The organism is Polaromonas sp., from assembly GCF_035638815.1.
Lineage (GTDB): Bacteria > Pseudomonadota > Gammaproteobacteria > Burkholderiales > Burkholderiaceae_C > Polaromonas.
The window spans coordinates 1-18,348 of sequence record NZ_DASQZG010000006.1 but is presented as its reverse complement, the minus strand read 5'-3'; the positions used below and the strand labels follow the sequence as shown (position 1 = coordinate 18,348).

Below are 18,348 nucleotides of genomic sequence, written 5' to 3'. Positions count from 1 at the left end.
CGCCAAATGAGTACATAGGAATAAACCATGCTCAAAAATATTCAGAAGATCAAAGGGCTGGGTGTCTACAGTGACTACACAAAGCCAGCCGGAACCCAAGACTTTGCAGTCAAAAATTTAATTTATGGTTGGAACTACTCGGGGAAAACTAGCCTTTCCCGCCTCTTTTCCCTTATCGAAGCCAAACAAAGTAACCCAGACCTTGCTGGCTGTGCGTTTACGTTTGAAACTACGAGTGGCTTAGTCACAGAGGCCAACTTTGACAAATCCCCCCTCATTGTTCGGGTCTTCAATTCAGACTTCATCGCCAAAAACTTGAACTTCGCAGGTGGTGGCTTTGAACCGATTCTGCTGCTCGGCGCTGATTCTGAGACCGCTCAAAAAGAAATTGATCGTTGCGAGGCGATGACTAAACGAGCTATACAGCGATCGCAAGAATCCAAAGTTCAGTCAGATTCGTTAGAAAAGTCATTACGCGATGCCAAGACCTCAGAGGCAGCCAAAATCAAGAAGAACCTCGCCTTAGTTGCCGCTTATACGGCAACTCACTTCCAAGCGGACATCGTGACAGTTCAACTCTTCGATGAGTCGCAACTCCTCTCTGCTGATTCCTATCAGGCAGATCTAAAGCTGGCGCTGACGTCAGACCAAGACCGACCAACAAAAGTCGACGAAGTTTCACTGTCCCTTGAATTAAATTCACTATATGCCGACATCAAGGCAGTCATGGCAAAAACACCAAGCCTTGCAACCACTATCGATAACTTGGTGAAGAACCCTCTAATAGAACGCTGGGTGGAGAGTGGCCTTCCAATTCATAAAGATAAAGAAATCTGCGAGTTTTGTGGGAACACTTTGGATGAGCATCGGCTGGCCGAACTGAAAGCCCACTTCTCAAAAGACCTGAGCGATCACAAAAAAATGATCGATGCGCTACTTGTCCGTGTTCAAAATGCAATCATTAATTTTTCGATGCCAACGGAGGCTGAGCTCAACGCAAAGTTCCGTGCCCGCTTCAAAGCCGGTCAAAACATCGCGAAGGCGGCAATTAGCGAATATAACGACGCGATTAAGGCCCTCGCAGCAGACTTGAAAAGAAAAATGGATTCGCCCTTCGTCGTCGCGGATCCTGGACCCATTACCGATACTTTAGAGCTCAACGTTCGCGAATCACTTAACGAAATCAATCAAGCAATAAGGAGCCACAACCTAATCGTTGACAACTTTCTCACGGAAAAGAATGCTTCGATTGCACGTCTCAAAAAGCACTTCGTCCAGCAGTTCCTTGACGCATTCAACATGGAAAGTCAGAACGCAAAACTTGCGCGCCTTGAGCGGAACATTAAAAAATTCGACTGGTGCAGTCAAAAGTTACAGGCGGAAGTTCTGAAGCTAAAAGCAATTATCAGCAAAGCGCAGCAGGGTCGCGAAGAGATCAATCAACGTCTTGAAACCCTTATGGGCGCGGAGGGAGTGCAGATCAATGTAATAAAGGTGGGGGATCAAGAGCGATTCCAACTCGTTCGTCGCGACGGCGCGATTGCGAAACACCTTAGCGAGGGCGAAAAGACCGCGATCGCATTTGCTTTTTTCCTGACAAAACTTAAGGAGCTCAAACCAGAGGAGCTGAAAGTTGCAATAGTTTATATAGATGACCCCATATCCAGTCTCGACAGCAATCACATCTTTCAAGTCACGGCGATGATCAAGGAAGCTTTTTTTCATCAAGAAAGGGAAGGCGGGCCTTGGACCACCCGCTGCGGCCAGACATTCTTTTCGACCCACAACTTTGAATTCTTCTCGCTACTTCGTGAGCTCAACCCTCAAAAGGAAAATTTAGCCAAGCATTTCTTGGTCAGGCGCATTGCGCCGAACAAATCGAGTTTTGGAAATATGCCTAACTCCATGTTCCGCTACTCGTCCGAATACCATTTTCTATTCGACGTTCTTCACCAGTTTCAAAAAGCGCCAGACAAAACTGAATTTAATGTTTTGATGTTGCTTCCAAATGCAGTTAGACGATTCGTTGAGCTCTATACGTTTTCCAAATACCCCGGCGCTCGCGGTCTAACTGTCGACCAGCGTGCCGACCGAATTTTTGGGCCTGAGAAATCCAAACGAATTTTGAAAGTACTTCACTACTTCAGTCATGCAAACAATATTGAGAGACTGGCCGAGAACAACGAGTTGATTTTCGACATAGAAGCGGCAGTGAACGAGCTGATTAACACCATCAGGACTACCGACCCGCTTCACATGGAAGCGCTGGAGGCCGCTGTGGCTCAGGCTTAGCAGAGCTACGCGCATTTCTCGCTACCAGTCCAACCAAAAAGAAGAGGTCTCGTCGCCATGCATGAAATCATCTGCCCACACTGCAGCAAAGCCTTCAAGATCGACGAAGCGGGGTACGCCGACATCCTCAAGCAGGTGCGCGATAGCGATTTTGACAAGCAGTTGCACGAGCGGCTGGAGCTGGCCGGGCGGGAAAAGCGCGATGCGATTGCCTTGGCTGAGGCCAAGGTCGCCAATGAGCTGCAAAAAGCTGCGGCCGTCAAAGACTCGGAGATTCAGGCGCTGAAAGCCCAGCTAGACGCGGGCGAAGTGGCAAGCAAGCTCGCGTTGGCAGAGGCCTTGGGCACGGTGGAAAAGCAGCGCGATGCCATCGCTAACGAACTGGCGCAGGCCAAGCTGGACCAGCAGGCGGCGCTCAAGCTGGCCGAGTCCCAGCTGGCCTGTGAACTGCAAGGGGCTACGGCGAGCAAAGTTGCCGAGATTCAGGCCTTGCAGGCCCAGCTTGCTGCCGGTGAGGTAGCCCGGAAGCTGGCGGTGACGGAGGCTTTGGGCGCGGTCTGCAAGGAGCGCGACGGGCTAGTGAACGAGCTGGAGCAAGCGCGCAACGCGCGCAGCAAGCAGCTGCTCAATTGGCCGAGGCCAAGCTGACCCAAGAGCTGCAAGGGGCTGCCGCCAAAAAAGATGCCGAAATTCAGAGGCTGCAAGCCAAGCTGGAGGCCGCTGAAGTGACGCGCCAGCTGGCCGTGAATGAAGCCGTGGGTGTGATCGCCCAGGAGCGCGATGGGTTAAAGAATGACCTCAACCTCATCACCGTAAAAAATCAGCTGGAAGAGAAGGCCATCAAGGAAAAATACGAGGTGCAGATCAAGGAGCGCGAGGGAGAGATTGTGCGCCTGCGGGACTTTAAGGCGAAGTTATTGACCAAGATGGTCGGTGAAACCCTGGAGCAGCACTGCGAAATCGAGTTCAACCGCATCCGTGCTGCCGCCTTTCAACGGGCGCATTTTGAGAAAGACAACGACACCCGCAATGGCAGCAAGGGCGACTACATTTTTCGCGACTCGGACGAGTCGGGCGCCGAGATTGTCTCCATCATGTTTGAGATGAAGAACGAGAGCGATGAAACGGCGACCAAGAAGAGGAACGAAGATTTTCTGAAAGAGTTGGACAGGGACCGCACTGAAAAGGCGTGCGAATACGCGGTGCTGGTGTCTCTGCTGGAACCGGAGAGCGAGTTGTACAACAGCGGCATCGTCGACGTCTCGCACCGCTATCCAAAGATGTACGTGGTGCGGCCGCAGTTCTTTGTGCCCCTGATCACGCTCTTACGCAATGCCGCTTTGAACGCGATGAAGTACAAGTCCGAGCTGGCGCTGGTGCGCTCGCAGAACGTGGACATCACGAAGTTTGAAACCCAGCTCGACGAATTCAAGACGGCGTTTGGGCGCAACTGGCGCCTGGCATCCGAAGGCTTTGAAGAAGCCATCAAGCGCATCGACGAGGCGATAAAAGACCTGGAAAAAACCAAGGAAGCGCTGCACAAGTCGGCGAACAACTTGCGTCTGGCCAACGACAAGGCCGACGACCTGACGATCAAGAAACTGACACGGGGCAACCCTACGATGGCGGCAAAGTTTGCGGAGCTGCCGGGCACCATGACCTCGGCTGAGACGGAGTAGGATCCGCTGGATTGCCCATCGTTTCAGCGATCGGCCGGGTAGATAACTCGGCCAGGGCGTTGAAGACCGGGCCTGGGTCATGTAGTCGCGCAGGTCCTGGCTGCTCAGGCCGTGCGCTTACGCTACAACCGCAGCTACGAGCGGTTAATCGAAATGCCTCCATCCACCAACAAGGCCGAGCCGGTAGTGAATGATGAAGCGTCTGATGCAAGGTACAGGGCTGACTTGGCCATTTCCTCCGGCGTAGCAAGGCGCTTCATTGCGTACAGACCTTCGATGAAAGCTTTGGCCTCGGGCGTGCTGGCAAACTCTTTGCCCATCGGCGTATCCGTGCCACCCGGCAGCAAGGCATTGACACGAACACCCTGCGTGCCAAACTCCACAGCAAGTGCCTGCGTCAGGCCGATCACTCCGGCCTTGCTGGCGGCGTAGGCGGCCACACCCGGGAAACCGACCGTGTAGCCGACAAATGAAGACGTGAAGATAAGCGAGCCGCCGCCCCGGGCCACCATGGCGGGTAGCTGGTGCTTGGCACCGAGAAATGCGCTCGTCAAGTTGGTGCTGACGGTCTTCTCCCATCCCTCCAAGGTCACCTCGGGCGTGGCACCCATGGCGCCGAGAGTACCGGCGTTGTTGAACGCCACGTCCAGTCCACCAAAGCGCGCCACGGCAGCGTTGACAAGGGCGCGAGCGAAGCCCTCTTCGCAGACATCGCCGTCCATCGCTAACGCCTCACCACCGGTGGCATGGATCTCTGCGACCAAGTCGTCCAGTTCAGCGCGGCGTCTGGCAGCAAGGACCAGCCTTGCCCCTTCGCGTGCAAACAACTTGGCGGTTGCATGACCAATGCCGGAGCTAGCCCCGGTGACGATCGCAATCTTGCCTCTCAACGCTCCCATACGAGTCCTCGATGTAATAGAAGAAGGGAGTGTTGCCCAGGCTGCACCTGCCGTCTGGCCACATTCGGACATCTGGGTCGCCGGTCTTGCTTGAGCGGGAACGCCATCGGGGCGCGCATTTTCAACATGGCGAATCCTGCTTCTTAGACAGTATTCAGCATCTAGCTATGGAATGCCAATGCTATGTTATTAATAGCTATCTGCGCCCATGGTTATGGGGCCAACGCCCTATTTGATCACTAGCCGGCGTGTGCCTGGCCCGTCATCCCGGTTTGCGCCACAGCAGCTCCTGCAGGTCGTTGATGCCCCGCAGCGTGTCGGGCCGAGAGCTGCTCAAGTACCATGCCAAAGTTACTTTCCCCCGATACCCGGGTACAACACGGAGACAAAAAAATGTTCAGCCACGTCATGGTCGGTGTCAACGACCTCGAAGCCTCGAGAAAGTTTTACGACGCACTGCTCGGCACGATGGGCGTTCGTCCCGGCGTCGCCAACAAGAACCGCTATTTCTACCGCAGCAAGACGGGCACCTTTGGCATCACCACGCCCATCAATGGCGAGCCTGCTTGCCGGGGCAATGGCAGCACCATCGGGTTTGACATGCAGTCGCCGGAGCAGGTTGACGCTTTTCATGCGGCGGGCATCGCCAATGGCGGCACCACATGCGAAGACCCACCCGGCTGGCGCGATGGCTCAGTGGGCAGGCTTTACCTGGCCTATCTGCGCGACCCGGACGGCAACAAGATTTGCGCGCTGCACCGGCCTGCTGCCTAGGCAGAGCCAAGGGGCGCGGCGAGTAGCTTGCGCGTGGCGGGACGGCCGGGCCGCGCCTGATTGTTGTTGAAAGTGGAATTCACTTACGCTTTACGCGAGCTTTCAAAGCAAGCATGGCGGCCTTACCTTCGTTGCACATCATCAACCGAGGACCCGTCAATGACCACTTCTGCCACCCTTACCGCCCCAACTACCCTTACAGCACCGCCGGGGGATATGGCATCAGACCCGCTGATGGAGCGCCTGCAGTGGCGTTATGCCGCCAAAAAACTGGACCCGGCCCGCGCGGTGCCGCAGGACAAGGTGGATCGGATTCTGGAAGCAGCGCGGCTGGCGCCCACCTCCAGTGGCTTGCAACCCTACGAGATCATTGTGGTGAGCAACAAGGACGTGCGTGAGCGGATCAAACCGATTGCCTGGAACCAGGGCCAGATCACCGATGGCTCGCACCTGCTGGTGTTTGCTGCCTGGGACAACTACACGGCTGAGCGCATCAACATGATGTTTGACCTGACGAACACCGTGCGCGGCACAAAAAACGAGGGCTGGGAAAACTACCGCAACATGCTGCTGGGTATGTACCCGCAGCGCGAAGCAGGGGTGAACCATCAGCACGCTGCGCGCCAGGCTTACATCGGCCTGAGTGCCGCGATGATGGCTGCCGCCTTTGAAGAGGTGGACTGCACGCCAATGGAAGGTTTTGATCCGGATGCGCTGGACGAGATTTTGAATCTGCGCGCAAGAGGCCTGCGCAGCGTGGCCATTTTGCCGCTGGGCTACCGCGAAGCCGACAAGGACTGGCTGGTGAACCTGACCAAGGTGCGCCGCCCACGCGAACAGTTCATCACGGAAGTCTGACCGGCGGGGAGCATGACGAGGCAGTGGGCCTGAGCGGCGCGGCTGCGGGGGCCCGCTGCTACAGTCCCCTGCATGCGCCCCCTTCACAATCCGCACGCGCAACCTCATGCGGTCAGCCGCCTGCGCAGCGCACGCCTGGCGCGCAGCTCAAAGCCGTTCCTCGCGCGCGGCGGCCCGCGCGGTGAGCGCTGCCCCGGTTGCCGGCTGCTGCCCAGCCACTGCCTGTGCGCACTGCGCCCGCAGTTGGCCGTGCGTGCGGGCGTGTGCCTGCTGATGGCGGACATTGAGCCACTTAAACCCAGCAACACCGGCTGGCTGGTGGCTGATGTGGTGGCCGACACCTTCGCCTTCGGTTGGGCACGCACCGAGGTTGATCCTGCGCTGCTGGCGCTGCTGCTTGACCCGCAGTGGCAGCCGTTTCTGGTGTTTCCCGGAGAGTTTGTGGCGGCTGAGCGCGTGGTGACAGATGTGCAAGCTTGTGATGCCAGCGGCGGCAAACGTCCATTGTTTGTACTGCTCGACGCTACCTGGCCCGAAGCGCGCAAGATGTTCCGCAAAAGCCCCTACCTGGACCAGCTACCTGTGCTCAGCCTGCAAAGCGATCAACTCTCCAGCTACAAGCTGCGCCGCTCGCAGCGTGACGAGCACTTTTGCACGTCCGAAGTAGCAGCGCTATGCCTGGCGCTCGCAGGCGAGGCACATGCGGCGCAAACGCTGGAGGCTTATCTGGATGTGTTTACCAGCCACTACCTGCTGGCCAAGCAGCAGTTGCCGGTGGATGTGGAAGACGCTGCGCATGTGCGGCTTCGCAGTTTGCGTATGCAGGCGCAAGGAGATGGTGCCGCTTAGGGTTCGCGGTAAGCGGGCGTTGATGGCCCGCCGTTAGCGCTTCGACTTGACGAGGGGCTTGCCTCACAGCGCTAGAGGCAGCCAATGCCGAATTTGTGATCCTAGAACTACAAGACCAACCACATTGAAAAGAACGGTTGCCCGGAACACCTGCCGGAATTTTTGTTTGGTCGATTTGTGGCGAAGAAACTGCTGCGCCAACAGTGCGCCCGGCCAACCACCTGCAAGTGCCATCGCGTGCAGTGTGCTTTCAGGTGTGCGCCATGAGGCACTTGCCGCCGCGGACTTGTCGATGGCATATGCCACAAAGGTGGCTGCGCTAAGCGCGACGTAGAAGCCAGCAACCCACAGAGGCAGCCGCCACACCGCTGCGACGATGGCATAAACAACCAGGAACGCTGGTATGACAAAGAGTGTGGCAGTGCCCCATTGCGCCTGGCCGGCGCGCTCACTCTGTCTGCTTGGGCCACGCGCCTGCTTGATCTGAACGTTGCGTGCTCTTTTGCCCTTGTGCCCCAGTTCGACTTCGAAAGTTACGGGCTGGTTTAGCTGCGGGCGTCCACCTCCGCGCGGCCATGCAGAGACGTGTACGAATATTGGCTCGCCTCCCTGGCTCGACTCGATACGTCCAAAGCCGCGTTCGTCGTTCCAGGAGGTGAGGGTGCCTTCGAATCTCATGTCTCAACTCACTTGGCGATCAAATGAAAGTGCAGGTACGTGACATGTTGGAGCGCGGGGCCGTTCGTTACGAGGCGCCAGTTGTGTACGTTCCCTTCCCGAACTAGTTCGCGCGCAAGAGCAAAGCAAGCAATCACAAACGGTTGATCCTCGAGAGTCAGTTCGAGAATGTTCTTCGAGTCGCGCTTCGGAAACAAGACAAAGTGCATTCGACCCTCTGGTTGAGGGTGACGGATGGCAAGACACTCATTCGACTCGCGCTCGACTCCCGGAAGAGCCGACGAAAGAGTTTGTATGCCGGCTGAAGCAAGCAGGCCTGCGATTTCATTCGGCTTGTAACAAGTACCGCCGCAGCTTGAAACCGCAAGAAACGACCTGGGGATTGAACGTGAGAAGAGGTAGCCCCCGAGGAGGAGGCCCACGATGAGGAATGTGATCGGCAAAAGGAAACGTCGCATGCTCGTTGAGATCTAACGTGAAGATGACAGGCTCACAACACCTTGCGGCAATGCGGCAGTCAGCTGTTGTGGGGCCGTGTCAATTGGCAAGCCAAGGCTCACTGCCGCTCCAGCCAGGGCAGACCTTGGTCCACCAATGCCTTTGTCACCTTCTCAAGGCTTCGGCGGGTAATTTGCTCCGCGCCCGAGATTGGCCACCAACGGTCAACAGAGCCAAACAAGACGCCGAGGACTGGCACTTGCCTCAGACCTGCAAAAGCGGGAGCACGTAGCTCACCAAGGCGCTTTCGCCTTTCGCTTGGGCAGTGGTGCTCCATGACCTTACCAAGTTCGACCTTGGTGTCATGGATGGGGTCACCAGGTCGATATACGCCCAGATTCACCGTGAACTGTCCCTCCATCGAACGCTCGCCCACCTGAAAGTTCACAATCTGAATTGCACCATCTGGCCCGGCCCGACGAAAAGTCCGCCGGCGATCGAACTCGAATCCTTGCTCCTTCAGAGCAGGGAGCACGACCAAGCGAAGTTGCTGATCAAGAGCGCGCGTCGCATCAGACATGATGCTTCAACGCTGGAGGCCAAGCGGGTCCGCAGGCCGTCGCCCTTGGGCCGACCTGTTCGCCCTGCTTGAGAGACGACATTTGGAAAGACGTTTCACGTGCGCGACCTCCGACCGATAACCACCAAAATGACAGCAAGCAAGAAGCTAGCGAGGCCAAGGAACCCCGCGAGAGACGGCTGTCGGCACCGTGCATTCTCCGCAGGAAGCGAGTAGGCGCCATTGCAATCCGCGAACGCCATGCTGCTCGAAGAAACTAACCAGAGCAAAAAGTAGAGCCCCGCAAGGATGAACAGCACTGCCAGCGAGTAGCAACTTATGCGAACCAGCTGCGCTTGTTTCATGCGGGCTAACGCAATGTAGCCCGCAAAACTTGCGGGATATTCTGGCGTCTGCGGGATAAGCTGGACATGACAATTGGTCTGAAGTGGCGCTGGTGTTGGTTTCCGGGGTAGGTGACTATAAATCTATACAGGTATAAAAATCCGCCAGCCCCCGCAGCTGATTGCTTGGAGTTTAAACATTTCAGTGACAACGGGCACCCAGAGTTGCTGGTTGCAGCGCGATGCCGACGCCGTACTGCATACGCGATTGGACGCTACTAATTAAATAGCAAACTTTGCCCGTCATCACTGGGTTCAACTGCCTTCTCATCACTGACGACACGCAAAAAACCATCGACCTGCGTGCTTTCAGACAAGGTGCGATTAAACAATGGCGTAGATCGCCCGACCCGCCCTTCCCATCAACCCTACGCGTTCACCGACCCCAAAAATGCTTCCGGGTAGCGCAGACCAGCGGCCGCGTCTCGCGGGAAGGCCTTGTCAAGATCAGCCAGCTCTACGGCGCTCAGCACCACGTCAATGGCGGCGATGTTCTGGTCCAGATAGGTACGGCGTTTGGTGCCAGGGATGGGAATGATGTCGTCCCCCTGAGCCAGTACCCAGGCCAGCGCAACTTGTGAGGCGGTGACGCCCCTGGCCTGCGCCATCTCCTTCACCGCATCCACCAAAGAAAGATTGCGGGCGAAATTTTCTTCGGCAAACCGTGGCGAGAAATTGCGGCGGTAGTCATCGGCCGGCAGATCTTCAGGCTTGCTGAAGGTGCCGGTTAAAAAGCCGCGGCCCAAGGGGGAATAGGCCACGAGGCTCACGCCGTGCTCGCGGCAGGCGGCCAGCGTGCCAGTGGCTTCTGGGTCTCGCGTCCACAACGAATACTCGCTTTGCAGTGCAGCGATGGGGTGCACTTTGCAGGCGCGCGCAATGGTGGCGGCAGACGCTTCAGACAGGCCCAGATAACGCACCTTGCCGGCTTTCACCAGCTCGGCCATCGCTCCCACGGTGCCTTCAATCGGCACCGTCTTGTCTACCCGGTGCTGGTAGTACAGGTCTATTTGCTCAATGCCAAGACGCTTGAGGCTGGCCTCGCAACTTGCCCGCACGTAGTCCGGGCTGCCATTGACGCCACGCATGGCAGCGTTGGCCGGGTCACGCATGATGCCGAACTTGGTGGCGATGAACACGTCTTTGCGGCGCGAGGCTATGGCCTTGCCAATCAACAGCTCGTTGGTGTACGGGCCATAAATGTCAGAGGTGTCGAGGAAGTTGATGCCGCGGTCCAGCGCATGGTGAAGGGTGGCGATGGATTCCGTGTCATCGCGGTTGCTGTAGAACTCGCTCATGCCCATGCAGCCGAGGCCGATGGCGGAGATAGCGGGGCCGTTGCGGCCAAGGGTGCGGGTTTTCATGATTTGCCTTGAGAGATGGGTTGGGGAGTGGGTTGGGAATGGGTTGAGAGAAAAAGGGGATGCGGGCGGGCTTGAGGAAAGGCTTTCACGCGCGCTTGGGCACGGCGCGCAGTTCTTCGTATAGAGCGATCTTCTTGCGGATGTATTGCAGGGTTTCACGCTGGGCGCGCAGGCCGGCTTCAAGGCGATCGGCGTGTTCCTCCAGCAAGGTTTGCCGCTCAGCCAGGCTGCTGGTGGTGTTGCCTTCACGCAGCAACTGCGCGTAGTTCTGCATGCTCTGCATAGACATACCCGTCGCACGCAGGCGCACCAGAAATTCCAGCCAGCGCATGTCGGTGTCGCTGTATCGGCGCGCACCGCTGCGCCGGTCAATCGGGGCGATAAGGCCAATCTGCTCGTAATAGCGCAGGGTGTAGGCGCTAAGCCCCGATGCTTTTGCGGCTTGGGCAATGCTTAAAGAGACGGTAGGGGCGTTGGTCATGGCTTGACTGTAAAACTTCGAGCGCGCTCGAAGTCAAGCCCCTTTTTGCGCAGGGTGGTGCGCGGCAGCGGCGTTGCGAGAGGCGCGTGCCGCGGAGAAGCTGGAGGCTTGGCTGGATGTGTCCACCAGCCTCCACCTCCTGACCAGCAGCAGAGCCGGTGGCCTCACTGCGGCCCGCCGGATTTACGCCTGCGGCAGCGGATGCGCTTTGTCGTACTCGGCCGCAAAGCGCGCGCCGGGGCGGTCCATGCAGCGGTCAACCCAGGCGTCAATCACCGGATTGCCCGGTTTGCCAAACCAGGCATAGGGCGAATGCAGCAGCAGGTCGGCTGCGGTGAACTGATCGCCCAGCAGATACGGCTGGCGCGCCAGGACGCCCTCCAGCCTCGCGATGACTTCTGCGCTGCTGCGAAAGGTCGACGTGATGTACGGATGCTTCAGCCCGGCGGCCTCGAGCGTCAGGATGGGCTCGACGACACCGGAATACCAGGCGAACCAGCTGAGATAGGCGCCGCGCTGCGCATGCCCTTGCGGTATGTGCAGCCCGGCCTGGGGATACAGCTCTGCCACGTACAGCAGAATGGCGCTGGACTCCCACACGGCGACGCCGTCGTGCACAAGCAGCGGGACCTTGCCCTCGGGGTGCGGGTTGCGCGCGTCACGGGCGCCGGCGCCGTCCACGCGGGGGATGGTCACGATTTCGATCTTCACGTCGTCAAGCGCGTCAAGCTCCTTGAGCAGGGCAAGGACCCGGGTTGAACGGCTGTTGGGGGAATGGAAAAGGGTAAGCATGAGGGTTCCTTCAAGTGGTTGATGGTGGCCGGTTTGCGAAAAAACCGATGAATGACAGGTGTTACTCTAGCCAACCCTCCTGCCAGTTTTTGTCAGTTGCCCAATGTCGCGATCCGATCGCCTTTTCCGTCTGCTGCAAGCGCTTCGTTCCCTGCCTGCGCCGGTGACGGCCGCGCGGCTGGCAGACGAGACGGGGGTATCCGTGCGATCAATCTACCGGGACATTGAAAGCCTGCGCGCCGCCGGCGCCGAGATTGGCGGTGAGCGCGGCTACGGTTATTGCCTGATTGAAGACGGTACGCTGCCGCCGCAGATGTTCAGCCGCATCGAGATTGAGGCGCTGGCGCTGGGGATGGCCGAAGTCAGCCACATGGGCGACCCGGCCTTGGCCAGGGCGGCTGCCGCAGTGCTGGGCAAAGTCACCGCGACGCTGCCCTCGGTGGGGCAGCAGCACCTGCTGCATGCGGTCACCCAGGTGTACCGGTTTGAAGAGCGCTTTCCCGAGCTGCCAGACATGCACCTTATTCGCGAGGGGTGCTGGCGCGAAGAGGCTGTGCAGATTCGTTATGCGGACGGGAAGGGTGCGGTCACAGACCGGCAGATCTTGCCGCTCGCCATCGTCTATGCAAACAACATGCTGGTCGTGCTGGCGTGGTGCTGCCTGCGTGAAGACTTCCGCATGTTCCGCGTCGAGCGCATCAAGCAGATGGGGGCTGCAGGCGTGAGCTTCCGGCCGCGGCGGGTCGCGCTGCTGCGCACCTATCTGGCCCAGCTTGCAGGGGGACGGGATGCGCCCGCGACATAACTGAACGCAGGCGAAGCGGCGAAGGCGGTGGTGGGGCGCTAGCGCATGCCAGCGCAGCGACGGGTCGGCGCGCCCTCGAAGCGCTCATAAAAAAAGACAGGTCTGGCCTGTCTTTTTTGTTCGGTAGCCGGGGGATCAGCGCATTACTTGCTGTCGGCAGCCTTCACGTCGGCTTTGGCTTCGGCTTTCACCGCGTTGGTTTCAATCTTGGCCGCGGCCTTGTCGGCTGCCGCGTCGACCTTGGTGGTGTCGAGCTTGGCGTTGGCCTTGAGGATGTACTTGTCTGCCGCGGCGTCTGCCTTCAGGCCAGTTTTTTCGGCCTTGGCCGTGGCCTGGGTTTTGTCCGCTGCGTCAGCGCTGGCGGCCTTGGCGTTTGCCTTGGCTTTGGCGTTGGCCCGCCAAGCGTGGGCCTTGGTGGTCTTGGCGGCCGCTTTGACTTGTGCTTTTTGAACCTGCTCGTCGGCCTTGGCATCAACCTTGGCTTCACTCTTCACGGCGGCGGCGACGGATTTGTCTGCCTTGGCTTCTGCCTTGACCACCGCCGGCGTGGCAGGTGCCACGGGCGCCGGAGCTTGCGCAGAGACAGCGCCCACAAACAGGGTGGCGAGCAGGGTAGCGAGCAGTTTGTTCATGAGAGTCCTTTGAGGCGGTTGGTGAAAGCGCGCAATGTCACGAGAGGTTAATGTTTAACGACCTGCGCCGCCCGACCGTTGACGCGCCACATGCCGTTGCAAGACCCTGGCAGACTGAATCAATGAAATTCACCGATTGAGCTTACCAGGGGCACTTTACACGCCGTCGCAACTGCAGCGCACATGCGCGCCGGGGGTTTGCCCGCAATAAAAAGGCATCACGCCGATTTTCTTCACCCATTGGCGCAAGCACGGCCGTGGGGGACAATGGGCCACCCACCCACAAGATCTGACCGATGACCGAAGACACCAGCCCACCCAAAGTCGCCCAAAAATCAACGCTGTGCGAATCGTGCGCAGGCGTTCAGCAAAACTGGCGCAAGGCTCCGGGCCATCCGGAACTGGTGCAGGGCGACAGCCGGCCCGAAAAGCGGCGCGGCCATCTGGCCACCGTGACGCGCTACAGCTGCGCGCGCTGCGGCACCAACTGGGACTATGAAAACGACAAAGCCAACCTCAAAGCGGGTTGGTCGGTGGTGGGGCGGGCGCGCAACTGAGCGGAATAGGCAAAAGGTAGCGCAGCGAGCGGCCAATCAGGGCAGGCATGAGAGGCTTCCATTCTGTGGATATCTGCATGGTCGCCCTTCGGCCGCGGGGTGTCGATTACCCGTGAGGTCATGCGCGCGGCCCACCCACCGTACTTTGCGTCGCCCATAAAAAAGAGGACAGGTTTCCCTGTCCTCTAAAAGGCGTCACAGATGGTCTGTGATTCCTTGGAGCAATTACTTGGTGGCAGCAGCTTTCACGTCGGTCTTTGCTTCTGCCTTGACTGCATTGGTTTCAACTTTGGCAGTGGCCTTGTCAGCAGCAGCTTCGGTTTTGACAGTAGCTACGTTGGCATCAGCCTTGATAACGGCCTTGTCTGCTTTGGCTTCAGCCTTGACGCCTGCGGTGTCGGCTTTGGCTTGTGCCTTGGCTTTGTCTTCAGGGTCAGCCTTGGCGACTTTTGCTTTTGCATCGGCTTTGGCCTTGGCGGACTTTTTGACGGCCTTGGTTTTCTTTTCAACGGCATTGGCTTCAGCCTTGGCAACGCTGGCATCGGCCTTGGCGTCTACCTTGGCTTCGCTTTTGACAGCGGCCGCCACTGATTTTTCAGCCTTGGCTTCTGCTTTCACGACAGCCGGTGTGGCGGTCACTGCTGGAGTGGCAGGGGTAGCAGGTGTGGCGGGTGCAGTCGCTGTTTGAGCGAAAGCGGCGCCGGTAACCAGGGTGGCGATCAGTGTGGCGAGGAGTTTGTTCATGGATGTCCTTTGAATTCGGTATGGTTGTCACTTGAATGGCGCATGGCCAGGTGTTTAACGGGCCGCCTCGCGGGTTGTTGACCGGTTAACAAATCTTTGCAGATTGCCATGCCCGCTTTACATGAATTTTCAACGCCATACCGCCAGCTCAGCGGCGATGTGGATGTCACGCGCACGGGAAGAAACAGTACGCCACAAGGCTGAATGTTGCAGCACCATGGCGGTCTGACATGCTGGCTTTTATAAGGAATTCGATGAAACGCAGACAGTGGATCACGATGCTTGCCGGCGCGCTGGCACTTGCCACAACGCCAGCGCAGGCGCAGCCCAGCTACACCGTCACCACGGCTCAACTCCAGGAGGCCGTGGTCAAAAAATTTCCGATGCGTTACCCCGTGGGCGGTCTGATTGAGCTGACATTGCAGCCGCCCAACCTGCGCCTGCTGCCCGAGCAGAACCGTCTGCGCACACAGATGGTGGTAGATGCCAATGGCCCGGCGCTGTCACGCAGCACCACCGGCAACTTCGATGTGGACTTTGCGCTGCGTTACGAGCCGAGGGACCAGTCGATACGCGCGCACATGCTAAAGGTCAACAGTCTGAGCCTCTCGGAGCTGGCGCCGGTCCCGGCGGCCCTGCTGCAAGCCTACGGCCCGTCGCTGGCCGAGCAATCGCTGCTGGAGGTGGAGCTGCACAAGCTGGAGCCCAAAGACCTGATGCTGGCCGACGGCCTGGGGCTGGAGCCCGGCAAGATCACGGTCACCGCGCGCGGGCTGGTAATTGGGTTTGTGGCGAAGAAGGTGCTCTGAGTGCCTCGGAGCCTGTCGGACTTGGGAGTCATCAGCGGCAACCTTCGCTCGTCATCCCGGACTCGATCCGGGATCCATGCACGCGATCTACCATTGCTACGCTATTTATAGCTGTGCGCGCTCGTCCGACGTGGGCTAGAGGCCGATTTGACCTATAGATTCCCACGCAGACGCCTACAGTCCCTTTTCCACCATGTCGAGCAGGCGCTGGCCTATTTGCGGGAGTTGCGGGCCGATCACCGGTCCAAGCGGGCCGTCTACCACCAGCATGGCCAGGCCATGCACCGCTGACCATGCCAGAAATTCTGCACCTGGCCGGCGTTCGGCCGGCATCACCCCCGCCTCAACCAGCCTGTCCAGCGCGGCGCCCAACAGCTCAAACGGATTGAGCCCACCGGGACCGGCAGTTGGCGCCTCCGGGGTGGCCTGAATCAAAACGTCCGAACGGGCAAACGCCGTGCGAAACAGCCCCGGCTCTGCCTGGGCAAAGCGCAGGTAGCCGGTGCCCACAGCCCGAACGCTCGCACGCGCCATGTCTGCTGGTTTGAGGCCAGCGGGCACGGCGGCCAGTTCGGCCTCCATGGCGGCGGCGACTGCAGACAACGCGGCCGCGCGCACCGCGTGCAGCAGCGCCTCGCGGCTGGCGAAGTGGCGATACGCAGCATTGGGCGCCACGCCGGCCCGGCGTGTGGCTTCACGCAACACCACGGCGTCCGGACCACCCGTGCGCGCCAAACCAATACCGGCGTCCAGCAGGGCACGCCGCAAATCGCCGTGGCGATACGTGGCGCGGGCCGGCGGGGTGATCGCGGGGAAAGTCATGTCTTGTTACTCTTTATGTGGACAGCATCCATTATCTTTGCTATTCTCTTGTGGACGCCGTACACAATATCCTTGATTCGCGGCTTTGGCAATTTATTCAACAAGCCCTCAAGGAGTGCCCCATGCAGAAAATCACCACCTTCCTGACCTTCAAGGACCAGGCCGAAGACGCATTGAAGTTCTACACGTCGGTGTTCAGCAATACCAAAACCGGCGAAACCCAGCGCTACGGCGAGGGTGCACCGTGCCCCAAGGGGATGTTCATGACTGGCAGCTTCGAGATTGCTGGGCAGACCTTCTTTGTGCTGAATGCTGGCCAGGACTTCGGCTTTGCGCCGGGCATGTCGCTATTTGTCGACTGCCCGACCCAAGAGGAGGTGGACCACCTCTGGGAAAAACTATCCGAAGGCGGCAGCGTGCAGGCCTGCGGCTGGCTGACGGACAAATTTGGCGTGTCCTGGCAAATCGTCCCTAGCGTGTTGCGCAAGGTGCTGGCGGACAAGGACCCGGCCAAGGTCGAACATGTCATGAAAGCCATGATGCAAATGGTCAAGCTCGACGGCCCCAAACTGCAGCAAGCCTACGAGGCCTACGAAAAGGCCGGAGGCCCGGCATGAAGCTTTATTACTTCGACGTACTCAACCCGCGCAAGGCGTGCGCGCTGGCACGCCACCTGGGGCTGCCGGTCGAGTTTGTTCATGTGAACCTGGGCAAGAGTGAACACAAGACGCCGGCCTTCCTTGCGATGAACCCGAATGGCAAGGTGCCGGTGCTGGTGGACGGCGACACCACGCTGTGGGAATCGAACGCCATCATGTGTTATCTGGCGCGCAAGGCGGGCTCGGACCTGTGGCCGCAGGACGCGCGCCAGTTCGACGTGCTGCGCTGGCTGATGTGGGACGCCACCGAATTTGCGCCCAAGGCCGGCACGCTGTACTTCGAACACGTCATCAAGGCGCGGTTCGGCATGGGCCCACCTGACGCCGCCGAAGTGCAAAAGGCCACCGAAGGTTTTCTGCGTTTTGCCGCCGTGCTGGAGGCGCATCTGCGCGGCCGCCGCTACCTGGTGGGCGAAGCCCTGAGTGTTGCGGACTTTGCCGTGGCTATCACGCTGCCCTATGCGCAGCAGGCGCAGCTGCCGCTGCAGACCTTTCCCGAAATCCGACGCTGGCATGCGCAGATGAATGAACTTCCGGCCTGGCGCGAGCCCTTCCCTGAACTGGCCGGGACGCCTGCTATGACCAAGGCTGCATGAACCCATGGCGCCGGAGACTTTGCGCCTTTATGCCTGCCTGCGGCGCCACCTTGATTTTTCCACCCCCATCCACCACCAGGAGAATTTGATGCAAGTACAACCCTATCTTTCCTTTGAAGGCCGCTGCGAAGAGGCGCTGGAGTTCTACAAAAAGAACGCAGGCGCGGAAGTGACCACGCTGATGCGCTGGAGTGACAGCCCAGACCCGGACATGAAGGCCCCGCCGGGCTACGAAAACAAGATCATGCATGCCGCCTTCAAGATAGGCGACACCACCCTCATGGCGGACGACGGCATGGGGCCAGGAACCGCAGAATTCAAAGGCGTCACGCTGGCGCTGACCGCAGGCGACGACGCGGAAACAAAACGGCTGTTTGACGCGCTCTCCAAAGGCGGCAGCGTACAGATGCCCTTGAGCAAAACCTTCTGGACCTCATCGTTTGGCATGCTGCGCGACAAGTTTGGCGTGCCATGGATGGTCATGACTGAACAGTCGACCTAAGTGTGAAAGCACCGCTGTGATTCAGACCCGACACGGAAGTTGCCATTGCGGCGCGGTCCGGTTTTCGTGCGAGATTGACCTTGCACCCGAAGGCCAACGCTCACCTCAGATCCGGCCCGGCCCGTGGTTCGCATCCACGTTGCGCTGCAATTGCT

Annotated in this window: 20 protein-coding genes and 1 pseudogene; 11 read left to right on the top strand and 10 right to left on the bottom strand. The window is 58.8% G+C overall.

All coding sequences use genetic code 11. The features are described from left to right. Positions 1-27: 27 nt before the first annotated feature. A complete protein-coding gene (locus VE934_RS02915; RefSeq protein ID WP_324884151.1) occupies positions 28-2,292 on the top strand; it encodes an AAA family ATPase in 2,265 nt (754 codons plus the stop codon). Between the two features lie 57 nt (positions 2,293-2,349). Next, a pseudogene (locus tag VE934_RS02910) lies at positions 2,350-3,971 on the top strand (DUF2130 domain-containing protein). Positions 3,972-4,105: 134 nt separating this feature from the next. On the opposite strand, the gene VE934_RS02905 reads toward VE934_RS02910, so the two are convergent. Next, on the bottom strand, positions 4,106-4,870 hold the full coding sequence (locus tag VE934_RS02905; RefSeq protein WP_324884149.1) for an SDR family oxidoreductase: 765 nt from the start codon (positions 4,868-4,870) through the stop codon (positions 4,106-4,108). A gap of 393 nt (positions 4,871-5,263) precedes the next feature. On the opposite strand from VE934_RS02905, the gene VE934_RS02900 reads away from it, so the two are divergent. The 3 genes from VE934_RS02900 (at position 5,264) to VE934_RS02890 (ending at position 7,351) form a co-directional block, all read left to right on the top strand. Continuing rightward, a complete protein-coding gene (locus tag VE934_RS02900; RefSeq protein ID WP_324884147.1) occupies positions 5,264-5,644 on the top strand; it encodes a VOC family protein in 381 nt (126 codons plus the stop codon). Positions 5,645-5,860: 216 nt separating this feature from the next. Next, positions 5,861-6,502, top strand: coding sequence for a nitroreductase family protein (locus VE934_RS02895; RefSeq protein ID WP_324884206.1), 642 nt, complete (start codon positions 5,861-5,863; stop codon positions 6,500-6,502). Positions 6,503-6,574: 72 nt separating this feature from the next. Next, a complete protein-coding gene (locus VE934_RS02890) occupies positions 6,575-7,351 on the top strand; it encodes a tRNA-uridine aminocarboxypropyltransferase (RefSeq protein ID WP_324884145.1) in 777 nt (258 codons plus the stop codon). Between the two features lie 63 nt (positions 7,352-7,414). Here VE934_RS02890 and VE934_RS02885 read toward each other — a convergent pair whose 3' ends face one another. The 6 genes from VE934_RS02885 to VE934_RS02860 form a co-directional block, all read right to left on the bottom strand. After that, entirely contained in the window at positions 7,415-8,029 is a 615-nt protein-coding gene (locus VE934_RS02885) for a cold shock and DUF1294 domain-containing protein (protein ID WP_324884143.1), read from the bottom strand. A gap of 8 nt (positions 8,030-8,037) precedes the next feature. After that, positions 8,038-8,487: an HIT domain-containing protein gene (locus tag VE934_RS02880; protein WP_324884141.1), complete on the bottom strand. Its 450-nt coding sequence runs from the start codon at positions 8,485-8,487 to the stop codon at positions 8,038-8,040. A 98-nt stretch (positions 8,488-8,585) separates the two neighbouring features. After that, on the bottom strand, positions 8,586-9,047 hold the full coding sequence (locus VE934_RS02875) for a DUF4304 domain-containing protein (RefSeq protein ID WP_324884140.1): 462 nt from the start codon (positions 9,045-9,047) through the stop codon (positions 8,586-8,588). Between the two features lie 751 nt (positions 9,048-9,798). After that, positions 9,799-10,794, bottom strand: a complete 996-nt coding sequence (locus VE934_RS02870; protein ID WP_324884138.1) for an aldo/keto reductase — start codon at positions 10,792-10,794, stop codon at positions 9,799-9,801. An 85-nt stretch (positions 10,795-10,879) separates the two neighbouring features. Then, complete coding sequence (locus tag VE934_RS02865) at positions 10,880-11,275, bottom strand: MerR family transcriptional regulator (RefSeq protein ID WP_324884136.1); 396 nt, start codon at positions 11,273-11,275, stop codon at positions 10,880-10,882. A 183-nt stretch (positions 11,276-11,458) separates the two neighbouring features. After that, positions 11,459-12,067: a glutathione S-transferase family protein gene (locus VE934_RS02860; protein ID WP_324884134.1), complete on the bottom strand. Its 609-nt coding sequence runs from the start codon at positions 12,065-12,067 to the stop codon at positions 11,459-11,461. A 103-nt stretch (positions 12,068-12,170) separates the two neighbouring features. Between VE934_RS02860 and VE934_RS02855 the strand changes: the two genes are divergently transcribed. Then, complete coding sequence (locus VE934_RS02855) at positions 12,171-12,872, top strand: YafY family protein (protein WP_324884132.1); 702 nt, start codon at positions 12,171-12,173, stop codon at positions 12,870-12,872. A 143-nt stretch (positions 12,873-13,015) separates the two neighbouring features. On the opposite strand, the gene VE934_RS02850 is transcribed toward VE934_RS02855, so the two are convergent. After that, complete coding sequence (locus VE934_RS02850; RefSeq protein ID WP_324884130.1) at positions 13,016-13,504, bottom strand: hypothetical protein; 489 nt, start codon at positions 13,502-13,504, stop codon at positions 13,016-13,018. A gap of 296 nt (positions 13,505-13,800) precedes the next feature. Between VE934_RS02850 and VE934_RS02845 the strand changes: the two genes are divergently transcribed. Continuing rightward, positions 13,801-14,061 (top strand): hypothetical protein, encoded by a 261-nt coding sequence (locus tag VE934_RS02845; RefSeq protein ID WP_324884128.1) that lies wholly within the window; start codon positions 13,801-13,803, stop codon positions 14,059-14,061. Positions 14,062-14,286: 225 nt separating this feature from the next. Here the strand turns inward: VE934_RS02845 and VE934_RS02840 are convergent, their stop codons facing one another. Further along, on the bottom strand, positions 14,287-14,805 hold the full coding sequence (locus VE934_RS02840) for a hypothetical protein (RefSeq protein WP_324884126.1): 519 nt from the start codon (positions 14,803-14,805) through the stop codon (positions 14,287-14,289). 254 nt (positions 14,806-15,059) lie between these two features. On the opposite strand from VE934_RS02840, the gene VE934_RS02835 reads away from it, so the two are divergent. Further along, on the top strand, positions 15,060-15,614 hold the full coding sequence (locus VE934_RS02835; RefSeq protein ID WP_324884124.1) for a DUF1439 domain-containing protein: 555 nt from the start codon (positions 15,060-15,062) through the stop codon (positions 15,612-15,614). A gap of 174 nt (positions 15,615-15,788) precedes the next feature. Here VE934_RS02835 and VE934_RS02830 read toward each other — a convergent pair whose 3' ends face one another. After that, entirely contained in the window at positions 15,789-16,436 is a 648-nt protein-coding gene (locus VE934_RS02830) for a TetR/AcrR family transcriptional regulator (RefSeq protein ID WP_324884122.1), read from the bottom strand. 122 nt (positions 16,437-16,558) lie between these two features. Here VE934_RS02830 and VE934_RS02825 point away from each other — a divergent pair, with 122 nt between their 5' ends. The 3 genes from VE934_RS02825 (at position 16,559) to VE934_RS02815 (ending at position 18,193) form a co-directional block, all read left to right on the top strand. Then, a complete protein-coding gene (locus VE934_RS02825) occupies positions 16,559-17,053 on the top strand; it encodes a VOC family protein (RefSeq protein ID WP_324884120.1) in 495 nt (164 codons plus the stop codon). Next, on the top strand, positions 17,050-17,691 hold the full coding sequence (locus VE934_RS02820; RefSeq protein WP_324884118.1) for a glutathione S-transferase family protein: 642 nt from the start codon (positions 17,050-17,052) through the stop codon (positions 17,689-17,691). The genes VE934_RS02825 and VE934_RS02820 overlap by 4 nt, the downstream gene beginning before the upstream one ends. Before the next feature lie 88 nt (positions 17,692-17,779). Then, positions 17,780-18,193 (top strand): VOC family protein, encoded by a 414-nt coding sequence (locus tag VE934_RS02815; protein WP_324884116.1) that lies wholly within the window; start codon positions 17,780-17,782, stop codon positions 18,191-18,193. Positions 18,194-18,348: the final 155 nt, after the last annotated feature.

Coding starts and splice junctions, on each gene's coding strand:
- VE934_RS02880 (WP_324884141.1), bottom strand. CDS start 8,487: ATGCGACGTTTCCTTTTGCCGATCACATTCCTCATCGTGGGCCTCCTC.
- VE934_RS02900 (WP_324884147.1), top strand. CDS start 5,264: ATGTTCAGCCACGTCATGGTCGGTGTCAACGACCTCGAAGCCTCGAGA.
- VE934_RS02915 (WP_324884151.1), top strand. CDS start 28: ATGCTCAAAAATATTCAGAAGATCAAAGGGCTGGGTGTCTACAGTGAC.
- VE934_RS02840 (WP_324884126.1), bottom strand. CDS start 14,805: ATGAACAAACTCCTCGCCACACTGATCGCCACCCTGGTTACCGGCGCC.
- VE934_RS02860 (WP_324884134.1), bottom strand. CDS start 12,067: ATGCTTACCCTTTTCCATTCCCCCAACAGCCGTTCAACCCGGGTCCTT.
- VE934_RS02845 (WP_324884128.1), top strand. CDS start 13,801: ATGACCGAAGACACCAGCCCACCCAAAGTCGCCCAAAAATCAACGCTG.
- VE934_RS02820 (WP_324884118.1), top strand. CDS start 17,050: ATGAAGCTTTATTACTTCGACGTACTCAACCCGCGCAAGGCGTGCGCG.
- VE934_RS02885 (WP_324884143.1), bottom strand. CDS start 8,029: ATGAGATTCGAAGGCACCCTCACCTCCTGGAACGACGAACGCGGCTTT.
- VE934_RS02855 (WP_324884132.1), top strand. CDS start 12,171: ATGTCGCGATCCGATCGCCTTTTCCGTCTGCTGCAAGCGCTTCGTTCC.
- VE934_RS02890 (WP_324884145.1), top strand. CDS start 6,575: ATGCGCCCCCTTCACAATCCGCACGCGCAACCTCATGCGGTCAGCCGC.
- VE934_RS02905 (WP_324884149.1), bottom strand. CDS start 4,870: ATGGGAGCGTTGAGAGGCAAGATTGCGATCGTCACCGGGGCTAGCTCC.
- VE934_RS02815 (WP_324884116.1), top strand. CDS start 17,780: ATGCAAGTACAACCCTATCTTTCCTTTGAAGGCCGCTGCGAAGAGGCG.
- VE934_RS02865 (WP_324884136.1), bottom strand. CDS start 11,275: ATGACCAACGCCCCTACCGTCTCTTTAAGCATTGCCCAAGCCGCAAAA.
- VE934_RS02875 (WP_324884140.1), bottom strand. CDS start 9,047: ATGTCTGATGCGACGCGCGCTCTTGATCAGCAACTTCGCTTGGTCGTG.
- VE934_RS02830 (WP_324884122.1), bottom strand. CDS start 16,436: ATGACTTTCCCCGCGATCACCCCGCCGGCCCGCGCCACGTATCGCCAC.
- VE934_RS02895 (WP_324884206.1), top strand. CDS start 5,861: ATGGCATCAGACCCGCTGATGGAGCGCCTGCAGTGGCGTTATGCCGCC.
- VE934_RS02825 (WP_324884120.1), top strand. CDS start 16,559: ATGCAGAAAATCACCACCTTCCTGACCTTCAAGGACCAGGCCGAAGAC.
- VE934_RS02835 (WP_324884124.1), top strand. CDS start 15,060: ATGAAACGCAGACAGTGGATCACGATGCTTGCCGGCGCGCTGGCACTT.
- VE934_RS02870 (WP_324884138.1), bottom strand. CDS start 10,794: ATGAAAACCCGCACCCTTGGCCGCAACGGCCCCGCTATCTCCGCCATC.
- VE934_RS02850 (WP_324884130.1), bottom strand. CDS start 13,504: ATGAACAAACTGCTCGCTACCCTGCTCGCCACCCTGTTTGTGGGCGCT.